The following is a 14,434-nucleotide window of genomic DNA, read 5'->3' as shown; positions in this document are numbered from 1 at the left end:
CCCCTTGTCTAACGCTTTCGCTGCCTCGCGCACCGCTGCTACAGGTGATTTCAGTTGCGCCCGCACCACACCAAAGAGGTTGGTCAGCAGGTCGTCGCGCTGTTGGTCGAACGCTTTCATCTGTTCGGTGTAGACCGTGGCCGTGGCCTGCTTGTTCAGTTCTGTTTCCAATTCCAAGCAGTCGGCCCAAGTCTTCAATAACTCATCCGTCAGGTGCAACTTCAGTTTGTCTACGGCTTTCACCAATTCATACATGTTGAACTGAAACTGCAAGTGATGCGAATTGGCATATCTGCCACAATAGCTGTTGTCTATTTGCATCATCTTGGGAATTTGAATGTTTAACTTTTTCATGATTTATGATTTTAAGTTAGTGATAATTGAATTTTAATACTTTCTTTCTTATAATATTTCTTTTTGCTCTTTCTGCAGTGTGCAGAAGCGTGAAAAACTTCTTTTTGGTCTTTCTGCAGTGTGCAGAAGCGTGAAAAACTTCTTTTTGGTCTTTCTGCAGTGTGCAGCAGCATGAAAAACTCCTTTTTGGTCTTTCTGCAGTGTGTAGAAGCGTGAAAAATCTCTTTTTGGTCTTTTTGCAGTGTGCAGAAGCATAAAAACTTCTTTTTAGTCTTTCTGCAGTGTGCAGAAGCATGAAAAACTCCTTTTTGGTCTTTCTGCAGTGTGCAGAAGCGTGGCTTTTATGTTTCGTCGGCCGACAACAGGCTTTTTTTAGCTTTTAATCGACCGACGAAGAACTTGTTTTATGAACTTTCTGCTATATTTTAGTTGTCTTCATCCCATGGATTGTTGTCAGACGCCTCTTCTTCATCAAAGAAGTGGGCGCGCTTGGCAAGGCCTTGGTCCTCACCTACAGCATGTGAACTAACGATAAACTGGGCAATATTATCTGTGGTCATTAACCGAGCAGTTGCGATGTGGGGTGTTGTATATTTCTTTTTCATTTTGTATGCGATTATTTGATGACTTTCTTTCCGTTAATAATATAAATGCCATGTGTTGGGTTTTTCACACGACGGCCTTGGAGGTCGTAGATAACATTGTCACGGCCCTCAGCCTCTTGCCCGATATTGCGGATGCCTGCAACATTTGCATTTTCGCGAGCAGCATCAAAATCGATGAAAAAGCTTTTTGCACGCGCAATACTTTCCGTCAATCGAAGACCAGCGCGATGCGCTTTCAGCTTGATAGAAGCGCCTCCGCGAGTGCCTTGCTTGTAGAAGCCGAGGCCCTGGTCTCCGCTGTTTGAAAGAACGTAATATTTATAGCCAGCCCCGCTAATTTCTCGTTCGGTAGCCGTGCCCACGAGGAGATTGCCTGTAACATCTTCTTCAATGCCTGTAACATTGGCCTGATAAACAACAGTGCTGTTGGGCGTGCCTTGCAGGATGAAGCCCGTCTGCTTGGGAATGATTTTGCCTGCCGTGAATGCTTTCACGACGGCTTGGTCGGGAGTGGCGATGCTGCCGCTGGGCGTGATGCCGGTGATGATGTAGGCCGTGCAGCCTGCGGGAACTTTGAAGTTCTCGTTTTCCAAGTAGTAGGTGGTGTAGCCGGTGGCGCCGATTACAGTCTGCTCACAAAATTTTCCGGTTATATCTTTCCAGTGTTCTGCACTCTTATAGGCAGCCGTGACATCAATGGGTAGATAAAATGTCTGCGGAGTTCCCCAGTTCAAGAAAGAATATTGGTCTTTAAGTGTAGGAGGAGTTGTAGCCTTGATGGTGATTTCATCAAAATTTTTAGTATAAAAGGCATAAGTTCCAATTCGTTCTATTGTTTCAGGTAATATGATTGAATGAGGAGTGCAACCTTCAAAAGCACTACTTCCCACTGATTTTACATCTTGCAAGAAGTCGAAAGGCATCTTAAGTTCAGTATTTCCTCTACAAAAAAAAGCAGGAATTGTTTGCAAATGAAGTTCCTTGAGTCCATATATCCGTTTTAAATCAGCCATCTGCATAAAACATCCAACACCTAATACACGTATTGTAGGAGGTAGTTTCAAATGTTTTGTGCCATAAGAAAACTGAAAGGCGCCTGCACGAATTTCTTCCAAACCATTGGGTAGATAAATTGAGTCTACACGTGAGTGGTCAAAGGAATAAGTATCTAAATATTTGAGTGTTTCGGGGAGAATCAGCGTAGCTGCTTCTGCTTCTTTGAAAGCTGCGGTTCCGATTCCCAACACGGTATAAGAAAGTCCGTTATTACTGTTCAGCACCGTAGACGGGAGTTTGACTTCTTTTCCTGCAAATTGGTATAAGCTGCTATAAATATCGGGATGGGTAACCTCAACATAGCGATTGGCAGCATCGGTTATGTGATAGTAGAACATCTGTCCGGCAGCATTTGCAGTATTGAAATCAACAGAAGAAGGAGTTTGTGCTTTGTTTGCCAAAGCCATCAAACAACAACTAAGAAAGAATAATAATCTTTTCATAACTCATATACTTAAAATAAATATTTACGCAAAATCATTGTTATTTTCTTTTCCATGCCGTAACAAAGGGGCATAAAAAAGCGAACAAAGGGAACTTCGAAAAGCCCTTTGTTTATGGGAGATACGCCACGCTTCGCGCGCGCGTAGGAAAAAAATTTTAAAGTGTAGTTATTGGCGTGGCGCCTATGAGAGAGAGAGAGAGAGAGAGAGTAGCAAATTATTTGGAACTACCAAATAATTTGATGACTTTTTTGCAAAAAAGCCACTCTTTTTTCGAGCCATAGATCCACGCTCCAAACGAGCATTAGATTGCCGCAAAATAATATGATTCTCTGTTAATCTCAACTTCTTATCTATTTAGAAACTGGCGCAAAGGTAGAATTTTATTTCGAATTGACCAAAAAATTAAAGAAATAAAATTCAAAACCCATGGTTTTATATGCATTTAATGCCCACTGATAGCGATAAGAAAAGATATAAAAAACAGAATTGCCAATAGTTATTGTGGGGTATCTTGTCCCCCTATGGCAATTCTGTTATGTTCTAATGAATTAGCGATTTGACGCTATTAGAATCTGAAATCAACCTCGACATCAATCATATTATAATTGTGTTTTGCCAAGGTGCGGTCATTGATGCGCGCATATTCAACGTTGATTTGAAAGTTTTTGTGGAAGTAATAGTCTGCTCCCACTTCATACTGCGTGCGTGACCTATTCCATTCTGCAGTTGGTCGATATAAATCGTAACGTGCTTTTACATGAACCTTCTTCTGAATTACAGGGGCGATAACCAAACCATAAAAACCATCAGCCTTATTGCCTAAAGCAGTGTTAACCTCACAATTCGTGAAATTTGGATCTTGCGCATTGGTATTTGTAAGCGCCTTTGCAAAAGCATATCCTGTGGAATGAACGTATTCAGAACGCAAAGTCCAATCATTGAATTTGTATTCTCCACTGAGGGCATAGCGATGTTTAGGCAATGAACGAATCTCACCCGTGTGGGTAACACCAGCAGCATCAGTCCAATTTCCCTTTCGTGCAGATGAACCTTCCCAGCCAAATACACCTAAGCGCAGTCCTTCTACAGGCATCACCCAAAGTCCTCCGATGATATCCTTGCGCTGATCAACATCTTTCGTATTGATGCCTTGACCATTAAATACGCCAATCTGATAGTGCAAAAGATTGCGACCAGCTGCATTTTTCAGTAAATCACCTTGCACCTGAAGTCCTAAGTCACGGCCATTGCTCGGATGTTCGCCTGTTCGGTCACTGAAACCAGATAACTTTGAGATGACTTGTCCAACCCCCATGAAACCTTGGTCGATAGGATGCAATGGGTTATCAAAGGTGAATGGGCGTTTGAACTCACCGATTTTAACCTTAAAATAATCATACTTCTGCCACTCAGCAAACAAGTCTACAAGTCGCGGACTGTTTCCCAAAGTAGAAGTGTTGCCATTGACTTGGATTTGTGCTTTCCAATAGAAGTCATTTAAGATTCGACCATCTAAGACCAAACGGAATAGTCTCAGATTAAACGAATTGCTCTTATTTCCTTTCTGGTCGGAATATTGATATTGTGTCATTCCATAGCCAGAGAGTTTCACATTGTTAAACCATTCTTTCTTTTGTGCACTACTTGACAGCGTTGTTAGCGCGAGTAGTGCAATACATAAACTCTTTTTTACCATAACTCATGAATTAGATTTTAATATTTTTATTTATCTTCTTTCCAACAGAACCACGTTTTCCACGTGTGGCGTATGAGGGAACATATCAACAGGTTGAACAGCTGCCACTTTATAATCTGCATCCATCAATTGCAAGTCGCGTGCCTGTGTGGCAGGATTGCAGCTCACATAGACAATGCGTTTTGGTGATGCATTGAGAATCACCTTAACCACATCGGCGTGCATTCCGGCACGAGGTGGATCGGTGATGATAACATCAGGCTGACCATGTCCTTGGATAAAGTCGTCTGTAAGAATATCTTTCATGTCACCGGCATAGAATAACGTGTTGTTAATTCCATTGACATGGCTGTTTTCTTTGGCATCTTCTATCGCCTCAGGAACATATTCTATTCCGATTACTTGCTTTGCTTGATGTGCAACAAAGTTTGCAATAGTTCCTGTGCCAGTATAAAGATCATAAACTAACTCGCCACCAGTGAGGTGAGCAAACGAACGTGCTACACAATAAAGATGATAGGCTTGGTCTGTGTTTGTCTGATAAAAGCTTTTCGGACCAACCTTAAACTTCAAGTCCTCCATCGTCTCATAGATGAAGTCTGTGCCCTTAAAGGTTGTAAGTTCCAAATCACCAAAGGTGTCATTTCCTTTCTGATTGTCAACATAAATCAAGCTCGTGATTTGAGGAAAGGTGTCTGCAATGTGATGAAGTAGCTGCATAGCCTTTTGTTCATCGCCTTCTTCGTCGTAATGGAATTGCACTAAAAGCATGAACTCCCCTGTGTTAGAATTGCGCATCATCAAGTCTCTCAGCAGTCCATGTTGTGCCCGAATATCATAAAAAGATATCGAATTTTCTTTTGCATAACGACTAATCTCATTGCGAATCTCGTTGTGCAAGTCGTCCATCAACCAACATTTCTTGATAGGATAGATTTTATCAAAGGCGCCAGTAATATGAAAACCTATTGCACTTTCCGACAGATTGCCTTCTTGTCCTTCCTCTTTTGGAGGCAAAGCAGCTATCTCTTCTTTCGTATACCAACGTTTATTGGCACATCCAAATTCAAGTTTATTTCTGTATTCCTTCGTCTTTACACTTCCCAATATTGGCTGAAAAGGCGGAAGTTCAACCTTACCAATGCGTGTCAACTGATCAAAAACCTGTTGTTGCTTGGCTTTCAATTGTTCCTCGTATGGCAGATTCTGCCATTTACATCCACCGCAAATACCAAAGTGTTCGCACATAGGAGTTTCGCGAACCTTGCTATATGAGATTATCCTTTCTACCCTTCCCTCCATGAAACTATGTTTCTTCTTGGTGATTTGTACATCAACAACATCGCCAGGAACACAGAAAGGAACGAACACAACCTTATCATCGTAATGGAAGATACATTTACCTTCGGCTGCAACTAATTCTATTGTAATATGCTCTAAAAGGGGTAATGGTTTATGCTTTCTCGTCATTCTCTTGTTTTATTTACATGCAAAATTAGTAAAATTATTACGAATTATGCCTTTACTACATAGATTTAATTTCATAATAGGCCTGTAAAAGGCATTTGATAATGTCTATTTTGTGCAATGGAAAGAGTCTCTATTTGCGTTAAATAGTTTTCATTAGGATGCCATTTCGTTCTGTGAAACCAGGAGGAAGAATCTTATTATACATCAAAAACCATCCCTTCATTCGTTAAGAAACTATTTTTAAACACCTCTTTTGCTTCATCAAGTAGGCATTTTTCATTATCATAGCGTGCACTAAAATGTCCTAACAGCAGCTTACCAACATGAGCTTCACGCGCAACCATCGCTGCTTGACGGGCTGTTGAATGCCAATAGAGTTTGGCACGAGCAGCATTATCATCTGCATAAGTGCTCTCATGATAAAGTGTGTCAACACCTTCAACCAATTTATATAACGTTGGAATATAACGCGTATCACTGCAATAGGCATACGCCCTTGAGGGATCTGGTGGAGTCGTCAAACGTTCATTGGGAATCAATTTGCCTTCAGGCGTTGTCCAATCCATGCCTGCTCGGAGATTATTTAGCTGGCTTATTGGCACCTCAAAGCAATTAACCATCTCGCGATTAATGTGTCTCTGCTTGGGTTTCTCCCTGAAAAGATAGCCGCATGTGGGGATTCTATGTTGTAGTGGAATAGTTTCAACCGTAATACTCCGGTCTTCATAGATAACGGCATGCTTCAAAGTGTCGACAGAATGGAATACAACTTCAAACTCTAATCCAGTGCAAAAGAATTCCATTTGACTTTTCAGAATTGGCTCTAAGGCTTCATGCGCATAGACATGTAAAGGAGCTGTGCGTCCCAACATCCCAAAAGTGCTAATCATTCCTATCAAACCAAAACAATGATCGCCGTGTAAATGTGAGATAAACACAGCTTGAAGCTTTGTAAATCGGATTCTATTCTTGCGTAGTTGCAATTGAGTTCCTTCCCCGCAATCAATCATAAAGAGTTTCTCTCTGACTTCAACAACCTGTGAAGACGCATGATGATTGAGGGTTGGCAGTGCTGAACCACAACCAAGAATATGAACTCTGAATGGCTCCATTATATGAGATTTATTTTTCGTTAAATAGAAATGACATCTAACTACACCTTAATATATATAGTGTGCTGACGCTATTTTAAACGTTTGAAAGCAAAGATTCCATCTTTATTTTCAAGATAAAGCGAATCAGCTCCTAAGTTGTCAATCACAAATGTATCTTTGTTCAGCAATAATTTTCCATTACATATCTTCCAGGAAGTCCACGGATTAGTTTCTGCTTTGACATTATTCTTAATCTGTCCACCTTCAAGTATTTCAAAATTCTTATCTAAACTCGTCCACTTTCCAAGTAAAGTCGTAAGGTTTATCACACGTTGTGCATAACGTTCTCCATTTACTTCATGACCAATTACAGCAAGGCGATCACCTGCCAAGAGTCCACCAAGGATAACAGCAGAGTCACTTCCCTCATCCATTGCCATGAATTCTAACGTATCTCCCAAATCAGTGATTAGCTCAAGGTTATGCATAGAACTTCCCTCACCACACAAACCATAAAGCGTTGTGTCTGTAACCGACGAATCATTTAGGCTGTCTTTGATTTCCAAATTAGAGGAACTCTGCTTGTGTTTGCATGCAACAACGCTCATCATTCCTAATAATATAACACCGAGATAAAATAGTTTCTTCATATCTTTTTATTTAATGATTCATATTTTTCTTTGCTTCTTCCCAAAGTTTATCCATATCCTCCAGCGATAAATCATTCAGCTTCCGATGCATTGCTTTTGCTTTTTGTTCAACATAATTAAATCGTTGAATAAACTTTTGATTCGTTCGCTCCAACGCATTGTCAGGATTTAGATGATATAATCGTGCCGCATTAATAATGCTGAATAAGAAATCTCCCAATTCATTGGTTGACTTATCTTTATCTTCCCGTTTAAGTTCAACCTCCAATTCATCCAATTCCTCATGCACTTTCTTCCAAACATCTTCTTTATGTTTCCAATCAAACCCAACATTTCGAACCTTATCTTGTATTCGGTAGGCCTTTATTAGTGCAGGCAATGATTGTGGAACACCCGAAAGTACTGTCGTGTTACCATCTCTTTCCTGCTGTTTGCGTTGTTCCCAAGTAGCCGATACCTCTGAAGCTGTTTGGGGTTGCAACATGTTTTCTTTTACTTCTTCATCTTTGTAAACGACATGTCCCTGTGTATTTATTTTCATTTCAGGATTGGTTACAGTCCAATCACCATCCTTATTCCAATCAATGAAATCATGTCTAAACATCAGTTTATCAGCTTGGGCATTGCATACATCTGCAATATCAAAATCGTTAGATTCCTCACCTAACATAGCATAAAAGACAACATGCTCTAAAACGTCTCCCAACTCCTTGCAAATATCCTTATGATTATTCTTAATCAGTGCATCACAGAGTTCAAAAACCTCCTCAATAGTATTTGGACGAAGGCTTTCATTCGTCTGTTTTCTATCCCAAGGACACTCGCGTCTGAGTCTTTCTTGTACATCAAGTAAGCGTGCAAACGCTTGAAGCTTTTCTTCTTTTGAATGTTTTTGTTGTTTCATATTACAAATATAAGCAAAAAATGGCATATAAACAACCTCATCATAACGAATTTATTGATTGCAGTTATAAATGCCTTTGCGCGTTCATCTATGTTACAATTGTCAGTGTCAAAATACGCTTGGTATTCTTAGTCACAGCAAAGCGCTGATCCACTCTTACGCCGACAACCCATAAAATATGCCCATGAGCATCTTCAACCATAAGCTGTTGTTGCTTATCTATAATGGAATATTTGAGGTTTGTGAGTAAATCGCTGACCAGTTTACTGCCTTTCATACCAAAGGGTTGAAATCGATCACCCTGTTTTATGTATCGAATCGTTAAAGGAAAAGCTATGATTTCACCGTCTAAAGTGACTTGTTTTGGCTCACGACTTGGCTCAAAACACGAGGTAATCTCACTTAAATTAATTTTGAATTTAATGTGCTCATTCCAAACGAATAAACCTTCTTCAGGAACTCGCAACACTTTTGTTGTTGGCTGAGTACGTGTAGCAATAAGTAGTGTTTCCCTATCTTTTACCAACTCATGAGTCTTTGAATACCATCTTTTTCCTGTAGAAGCATTGAGAGATTGAGCGATATTCTCAATCTGAGCAGACGAAAAAGAGTAGTTAGATAACACAGAATATAAAATATATTCGGGTGAAACTTCTTTTTGTAAAGCCTTGATGTTAATCGCAATCTGATTTTGTTTATTCACTGAAACAACTCTCTTCTTACCATCTTCTAAGGCAGAATTAAGTACATTTGAAGCCTCGTTTAAGTGTTTAATTGTTATAGATATATTGTCTGATACAGAGGGATTTAACGTTTTAAGCAAAGGGATTACTTCTAATCTAATTTTATTTCTCATTACGTCGGCAACTAAATTACTGCTGTCAGTGACATAATCTTGATGAATAGAAGATAAGTATTGCTCTATCTCTTTACGTGAAACAGACAATAATGGACGAATGATATGCCCATTCTTTGGCTTCATACCCAACAAGCCTTGAATACCTGTACCACGTATTAAATTTAATAATGCAGTCTCGATATTATCATCTTGGTGATGAGCAACAAGAATATCATCTGCTGAAATATCTTTTCTTAGCTTCTCAAAATAATCATAACGTAATTCGCGTGCAGCCATTTCAATACTAACATGATGCAAACTTGCATACGCTTTCGTATCAAAATAAACGCGATGAAATGGCACTTTTAATGACCGACAGAGTTCTTCACAAAACATTTCATCGCGCTTTGATTCGGCATTTCTAAGTTGAAAGTTACAATGAACTGCTGCAACATGATAGTTTAATTCTATCATAATACGAAGCAGAGCTACACTATCACATCCGCCACTCAGTGCTAACAGATAGGTACTTTCAGGCTGAAACAGTTGATTTTCAGCTATAAACGCCTTTACTTTTTGAGCAAAACTACTCAACATATAATACTAAGCCTTTCAAATATTCACCTTCAGGGTGATAAATATTGATTGGATGATCGGCGGGTTGATGTATCTGATGCAAAATTCTTACCTTGCGACCAACCTGTACTGCAGCTGCAAACACTGCATTACGGAAATTATCTTTTGACACAACTTGTGAGCAACTGAAAGTAAACAAGAGACCTCCATGCTTGATATGTTGTAGTCCATTCATGTTAAGACGTGTATATCCAGACAACGCTTTGCGTAAAGCGGAACGATGTTTAGCAAAAGCAGGTGGGTCAAGAACGATTAAATCATACTTGTCATCATGGTTAGCCAAGTATTTGAATGCATCTTCACAAAAAGCTTCATGACGTGTATCACCAGGGAAATTGAGTTCAATGTTACGATTAGTCAATTCTACTGCCTTTGCACTACTATCCACTGAATGCACTAATTTGGCTTGCCCTCTCATGGCATATACTGAGAATCCGCCCGTATAACAAAACATATTGAGAACACTTTTACCTTTTGCATAGTGCTCCAAAAGGCTTCTATTCTCTCGTTGATCGACAAAGAAACCAGTCTTTTGTCCACGCAACCAGTCTACATGGAACTTCAAACCATTCTCTAATGCCACATCATTCTCTGTCTTACCATATATGAAACCATTCTCTTGTCCCAGTTCCGCTTTGTAGGGAAGTGTTGTCTCACTCTTGTAGTATACATGCTTTATTCGACTCCCCATGACTTCAATCAAAGCACGACAAATATCTTCTCTACACATATGCATGCCCACACTATGTGCCTGCATGACTGCAGTCTCACCATAACAGTCAATCACTAATCCTGGAAGGAAGTCTCCTTCACCATGCACTAAGCGATAAGTATTATTATCAAGGCTATCTGCTATGCCTATACTTTGGCGCATCTTAAATGCAGCTTCCAATCGTTTACACCAATAATCATGGTTAATTTCAATATTAGAAAACGATAATACGCGTACTGTAATTGAACCAATCTGGTAATGACCAACTGCGATAAAGTCATTGGAATAGGTATATACATTAACGATTTCGCCCTCTTCTATTCCTTCGTCCATGTGCCGTATAGCACCCGAAAAAATCCAAGGATGAAACCGATTCAAAGATTCTTCCTTCCCCTTCTTTAGATATATTGATTTATACATATTGATTAATGTTGACAATGTAATGTGATTTTATATAAGAAATGATAGAAAAGTGCGATTTCATCGATGGATTTCTACTACTTCTTCGTTGTGAGACGCATCAGAATCCATGGGCTCCGGTGAAACGACAAGCGTGTATTCTTTAGTCTTGTAAAGCCGATTTATCTCTTCATATAATTTAATACATGCCCACGCATCCGTTGCAGCATAGAGCTTTTGCTTGTCAGAAAGCACATCAGCTTCCCAGTTTGTAAGCCGTTGTCGCTTGCTAATCTTCTGATGAAATATATTTGCGTAGAGCTTTTGTAGACTTAAATCTTTTATTCCTATCTCTTTAACTATATCCTGTAAATCTACAAAATACCCAGGATTAAATTCTACTCGGCGATGAAGTGAAAGCAGATCATCATGCCAAGATAAACCAATCTTGGGTACAGTACAATCTTCCAATAACCTGATTACAGATGGAGGAATACCTATATCGTTAAGTCTGAAAAGGAAACATGTATCCCGTGATGCGACTTGTAGCAATGCAACCTTATGTTGTTCGCCTTTACGGAACATGGGACGGGTTTCAGTATCTACTCCCAAAATATCGCAAGAGAGTAGATAATCAACGGCTTTGTCAGCATCATTTTCATTGATAATCGTTATAATCCTACCAGGAAAGAGAGCTATTGGCAGTTCTGTTATCAACTTCTTATCAAACTTACTATATATTGTTTTCTTCATTTCTAATTGTATATACAGTCTGCAAATTTAGAAAAAAGTTATGAAAAGAACGCTATTTCTCGGAATTTTACGTTAATTTTGCAGGAAATACAATAGAAAAAAAGACATGGTTAAGAAAAAATCTAACCGCAAACCTAAGAACATAGGAGAAGCAGTTGGCTTTCGTAATGTATTCAGCAACGAAAAAACAGATTTTCTTTTAGGAGTTATTCTCTTACTGGTTGCAATCTTTGTTGTTATTGCAATGGTCTCATTCTTTTCCACAGGACAAGCCGATCAGAGTCTACTTGAGAGCTTAAGACCAGGAGAATGGATGAACACAAATCGTATTTTCACTAATTATTGCGGTTCTATCGGTGCCATCATGTCTTATTTCTTTATGGCCGTTAACTTTGGAATCCCAGCTTTCTTTATTCCAATTTTCATTGTATTAGTGGGTGTAAAGCTCATGAAAATCTATACTGTTAACTTGTGGAAATGGTTCTTTTCCATGATGCTAACAATGATTTGGTGTTCTATTGCGTTTGCAAAGTTCCTGACACCCATTATGGGTGGCCTTTTCTTTAACCCAGGAGGAGAGCATGGTTTGCTATGTGTCCAACAATTAGAAAACATTGTTGGTGCACCAGGCTTAATCGGAATTCTTCTTTTTACGGCCTTAGCCTTCTTGACATATCTAACAACTGAAACCATCGAAATAGTTAGAAAGGCCATGAATCCCGTGAAATATCTTACCTCAAAGGTAAGGTTTACTATCACGAATCATGAGCCACAATCAGAGGAATCAACTCAAGAGGAAATGTCAGAAGAAGAGATAGAAGAGGTGACTACTGACGAATCGTTCATTGATGAGGGGCTACCAGAAGACCTTCCTGCCCCAATTGTTGACTTCACAAACTACGAAGAAGCAAGTAATCCAACGATAAACCCCGTTGAAAACACTCCTATCATAGCACTCTCCCCCATAGCTGATACTCCGAAAGAAGCAACAACTGACGAAGACAATAAACTCACAGTAGAAGTTGCAAAGAATGAAGAGAAGGCAGGAAGTGACGTGGTTAATGTCGAAGAAATCCTAAGTACACCGATTGATCCACTTGAACCTTTCACTAAATATAAGAAGCCGACACTTGATCTTCTCAAGAAGTATGATGATGGAGATAAGCCAAAAGTCGACATGGAAGAAATCAAAGCGAACAATGCTCGCATTGTAGAAGTGCTCAATAGTTTCGGTGTTTCAATTCGTGAAATCAAAGCAACCGTAGGCCCTACCATTACACTTTACGAGATTACACCAGCCGAAGGAGTTCGCATTTCAAAGATACGTAACCTTGAAGATGATATTGCTTTGAGTCTCTCTGCATTGGGAATACGTATCATTGCACCTATACCTGGCAAGGGAACAATTGGTATTGAGGTTCCAAATAAGAATCCACAGATTGTCTCTATGGAAAGTATTCTAAACTCAAAGAAGTTCAAAGAGACAAAGATGGAACTCCCCTTGGCACTTGGAAAGACTATAACCAACGAAGTGTTTATGGTAGATTTGGCAAAGATTCCACACTTGTTGGTAGCTGGAGCAACAGGACAAGGTAAATCGGTAGGCCTTAATGCCATCATTACTTCATTGCTCTATAAAAAGCATCCGAATGAGTTGAAGTTTGTTTTGGTTGATCCTAAGAAAGTAGAATTTAGCGTATATCATAAGATTTCAGACCACTTCATGGCTTGTTTGCCTGAAAATGACGACGAACCGATTATTACTGATGTCACAAAAGTGGTTAGAACACTTAATAGTTTGTGTGCACTGATGGATCGTCGCTATGATCTTCTAAAAATTGCAGGGGCAAAGAATATCAAAGAATACAATGCAAAGTATGTCAATCATAAGCTTGATTTGACGAAAGGACATGATTATATGCCCTACATTGTAGTCATTATTGACGAGTTTGGCGACCTTATCATGACAGCAGGTAAAGAGATTGAGCTTCCAATTGCACGTATTGCACAGCTTGCCCGCGCTGTAGGCATCCACATGGTCATTGCTACACAGCGCCCAACGACTAAGATTATTACGGGTAATATAAAGGCTAACTTCCCTGGAAGAATGGCTTTCCGCGTTAGTTCTCAAATTGATTCACGTACGATTCTCGACCGCTCTGGAGCCAATCAGCTTGTAGGACGAGGCGACTTACTATTCCTTAATGGTAACGAACCAGTACGTGTACAGTGTGCTTTCGTTGATACGCCTGAGATAGAACGCATTAACGACTATATCACCGATGAACCTGGACCAGTTGAACCCATGGAACTTCCTGAACCAATTGAAGACAATAGTGGTGGAAGTGTAGGCAGTGGAGGTGCTGATTTGTCATCTCTTGATCCGTATTTTGAGGAGGCTGCCCACGCAATAGTACTCTCTCAACAGGGTTCTACGAGTATGATTCAACGACGATTCTCCATTGGTTACAACCGTGCCGGCCGTTTAATGGATCAACTTGAACAGGCTGGTATTGTTGGTGCGGCACAAGGAAGTAAACCTCGTGAAGTACTCATCCAAGATGAAAATCAATTGAACAGCCGGCTGCTTCAACTTCGTAGCTAAACCGATAAGAATATAATAATACTCTAAAATACTAACAATATAGGGGCAAAACAGCCCCTATTTGTTTTTTATCTCAGACATTTTTATGCATGAAACAAAATCAATTGCGTTATTCATTATAACACCTTAATTTATATAGCATTTCTTTCGATTTTTCCTTTTGCTTGATTTTACACGATGAAATGGGGCATTTCGTGGGATGAAATGACTGAGTTT

The 14,434-nt window shown here is 39.6% G+C and carries 12 protein-coding genes; 1 reads left to right on the top strand and 11 read right to left on the bottom strand.

What is annotated here, in order from left to right; all coding sequences use genetic code 11:
* The 11 genes from HMPREF9145_RS11630 to HMPREF9145_RS11575 all read right to left on the bottom strand — a co-directional run.
* Window positions 1–354, bottom strand: a 354-nt coding sequence (locus HMPREF9145_RS11630; RefSeq protein WP_021826448.1) for a DUF6261 family protein, incomplete at its 3' end; no start/stop codon positions are given.
* A 425-nt stretch (window positions 355–779) separates the two neighbouring features.
* Window positions 780–959: a hypothetical protein gene (locus HMPREF9145_RS11620; RefSeq protein ID WP_021826478.1), complete on the bottom strand. Its 180-nt coding sequence runs from the start codon at window positions 957–959 to the stop codon at window positions 780–782.
* An 11-nt stretch (window positions 960–970) separates the two neighbouring features.
* Window positions 971–2,458 (bottom strand): leucine-rich repeat domain-containing protein, encoded by a 1,488-nt coding sequence (locus HMPREF9145_RS11615; protein WP_021826574.1) that lies wholly within the window; start codon window positions 2,456–2,458, stop codon window positions 971–973.
* A gap of 568 nt (window positions 2,459–3,026) precedes the next feature.
* Window positions 3,027–4,157 carry a porin gene (locus HMPREF9145_RS11610; protein WP_021826419.1) on the bottom strand — a complete coding sequence of 377 codons (1,131 nt, stop codon included), beginning with the start codon at window positions 4,155–4,157 and terminating at the stop codon, window positions 3,027–3,029.
* 30 nt (window positions 4,158–4,187) lie between these two features.
* Window positions 4,188–5,627 (bottom strand): 23S rRNA (uracil(1939)-C(5))-methyltransferase RlmD, encoded by a 1,440-nt coding sequence (rlmD, locus tag HMPREF9145_RS11605; protein WP_021826546.1) that lies wholly within the window; start codon window positions 5,625–5,627, stop codon window positions 4,188–4,190.
* Window positions 5,628–5,824: 197 nt separating this feature from the next.
* On the bottom strand, window positions 5,825–6,739 hold the full coding sequence (locus HMPREF9145_RS11600; RefSeq protein ID WP_021826431.1) for a ribonuclease Z: 915 nt from the start codon (window positions 6,737–6,739) through the stop codon (window positions 5,825–5,827).
* Between the two features lie 71 nt (window positions 6,740–6,810).
* The gene (locus tag HMPREF9145_RS11595; protein ID WP_021826494.1) at window positions 6,811–7,371 is read right to left on the bottom strand and encodes a lipocalin-like domain-containing protein; all 561 of its coding nucleotides are present in this window, start codon (window positions 7,369–7,371) and stop codon (window positions 6,811–6,813) included.
* A 10-nt stretch (window positions 7,372–7,381) separates the two neighbouring features.
* Window positions 7,382–8,275, bottom strand: a complete 894-nt coding sequence (mazG, locus tag HMPREF9145_RS11590) for a nucleoside triphosphate pyrophosphohydrolase (RefSeq protein WP_021826544.1) — start codon at window positions 8,273–8,275, stop codon at window positions 7,382–7,384.
* A gap of 88 nt (window positions 8,276–8,363) precedes the next feature.
* Complete coding sequence (gene tilS, locus HMPREF9145_RS11585; protein WP_021826487.1) at window positions 8,364–9,710, bottom strand: tRNA lysidine(34) synthetase TilS; 1,347 nt, start codon at window positions 9,708–9,710, stop codon at window positions 8,364–8,366.
* On the bottom strand, window positions 9,700–10,881 hold the full coding sequence (locus tag HMPREF9145_RS11580; protein WP_021826493.1) for a class I SAM-dependent rRNA methyltransferase: 1,182 nt from the start codon (window positions 10,879–10,881) through the stop codon (window positions 9,700–9,702). The genes tilS and HMPREF9145_RS11580 overlap by 11 nt, the downstream gene beginning before the upstream one ends.
* 60 nt (window positions 10,882–10,941) lie before the next feature.
* Complete coding sequence (locus HMPREF9145_RS11575) at window positions 10,942–11,613, bottom strand: 3'-5' exonuclease (RefSeq protein WP_021826453.1); 672 nt, start codon at window positions 11,611–11,613, stop codon at window positions 10,942–10,944.
* 106 nt (window positions 11,614–11,719) lie between these two features.
* On the opposite strand from HMPREF9145_RS11575, the gene HMPREF9145_RS11570 reads away from it, so the two are divergent.
* Window positions 11,720–14,218, top strand: a complete 2,499-nt coding sequence (locus HMPREF9145_RS11570) for an FtsK/SpoIIIE family DNA translocase (RefSeq protein WP_021826504.1) — start codon at window positions 11,720–11,722, stop codon at window positions 14,216–14,218.
* The last annotated feature ends 216 nt before the right edge of the window (window positions 14,219–14,434 follow it).

The sequence above is a fragment of the Segatella salivae F0493 genome (assembly GCF_000477535.1).
In the GTDB taxonomy this organism is placed as follows: Bacteria; Bacteroidota; Bacteroidia; order Bacteroidales; family Bacteroidaceae; genus Prevotella; species Prevotella salivae.
This window is presented reverse-complemented; position numbering and strand designations above follow the sequence as displayed.

Bases quoted from the DNA above. Each gene is read 5' to 3' on its own strand.
- HMPREF9145_RS11620 (WP_021826478.1), bottom strand. From the start codon at position 959: ATGAAAAAGAAATATACAACACCCCACATCGCAACTGCTCGGTTAATG.
- HMPREF9145_RS11615 (WP_021826574.1), bottom strand. From the start codon at position 2,458: ATGAAAAGATTATTATTCTTTCTTAGTTGTTGTTTGATGGCTTTGGCA.
- HMPREF9145_RS11610 (WP_021826419.1), bottom strand. From the start codon at position 4,157: ATGGTAAAAAAGAGTTTATGTATTGCACTACTCGCGCTAACAACGCTG.
- rlmD (WP_021826546.1), bottom strand. From the start codon at position 5,627: ATGACGAGAAAGCATAAACCATTACCCCTTTTAGAGCATATTACAATA.
- HMPREF9145_RS11600 (WP_021826431.1), bottom strand. From the start codon at position 6,739: ATGGAGCCATTCAGAGTTCATATTCTTGGTTGTGGTTCAGCACTGCCA.
- HMPREF9145_RS11595 (WP_021826494.1), bottom strand. From the start codon at position 7,371: ATGAAGAAACTATTTTATCTCGGTGTTATATTATTAGGAATGATGAGC.
- mazG (WP_021826544.1), bottom strand. From the start codon at position 8,275: ATGAAACAACAAAAACATTCAAAAGAAGAAAAGCTTCAAGCGTTTGCA.
- tilS (WP_021826487.1), bottom strand. From the start codon at position 9,710: ATGTTGAGTAGTTTTGCTCAAAAAGTAAAGGCGTTTATAGCTGAAAAT.
- HMPREF9145_RS11580 (WP_021826493.1), bottom strand. From the start codon at position 10,881: ATGTATAAATCAATATATCTAAAGAAGGGGAAGGAAGAATCTTTGAAT.
- HMPREF9145_RS11575 (WP_021826453.1), bottom strand. From the start codon at position 11,613: ATGAAGAAAACAATATATAGTAAGTTTGATAAGAAGTTGATAACAGAA.
- HMPREF9145_RS11570 (WP_021826504.1), top strand. From the start codon at position 11,720: ATGGTTAAGAAAAAATCTAACCGCAAACCTAAGAACATAGGAGAAGCA.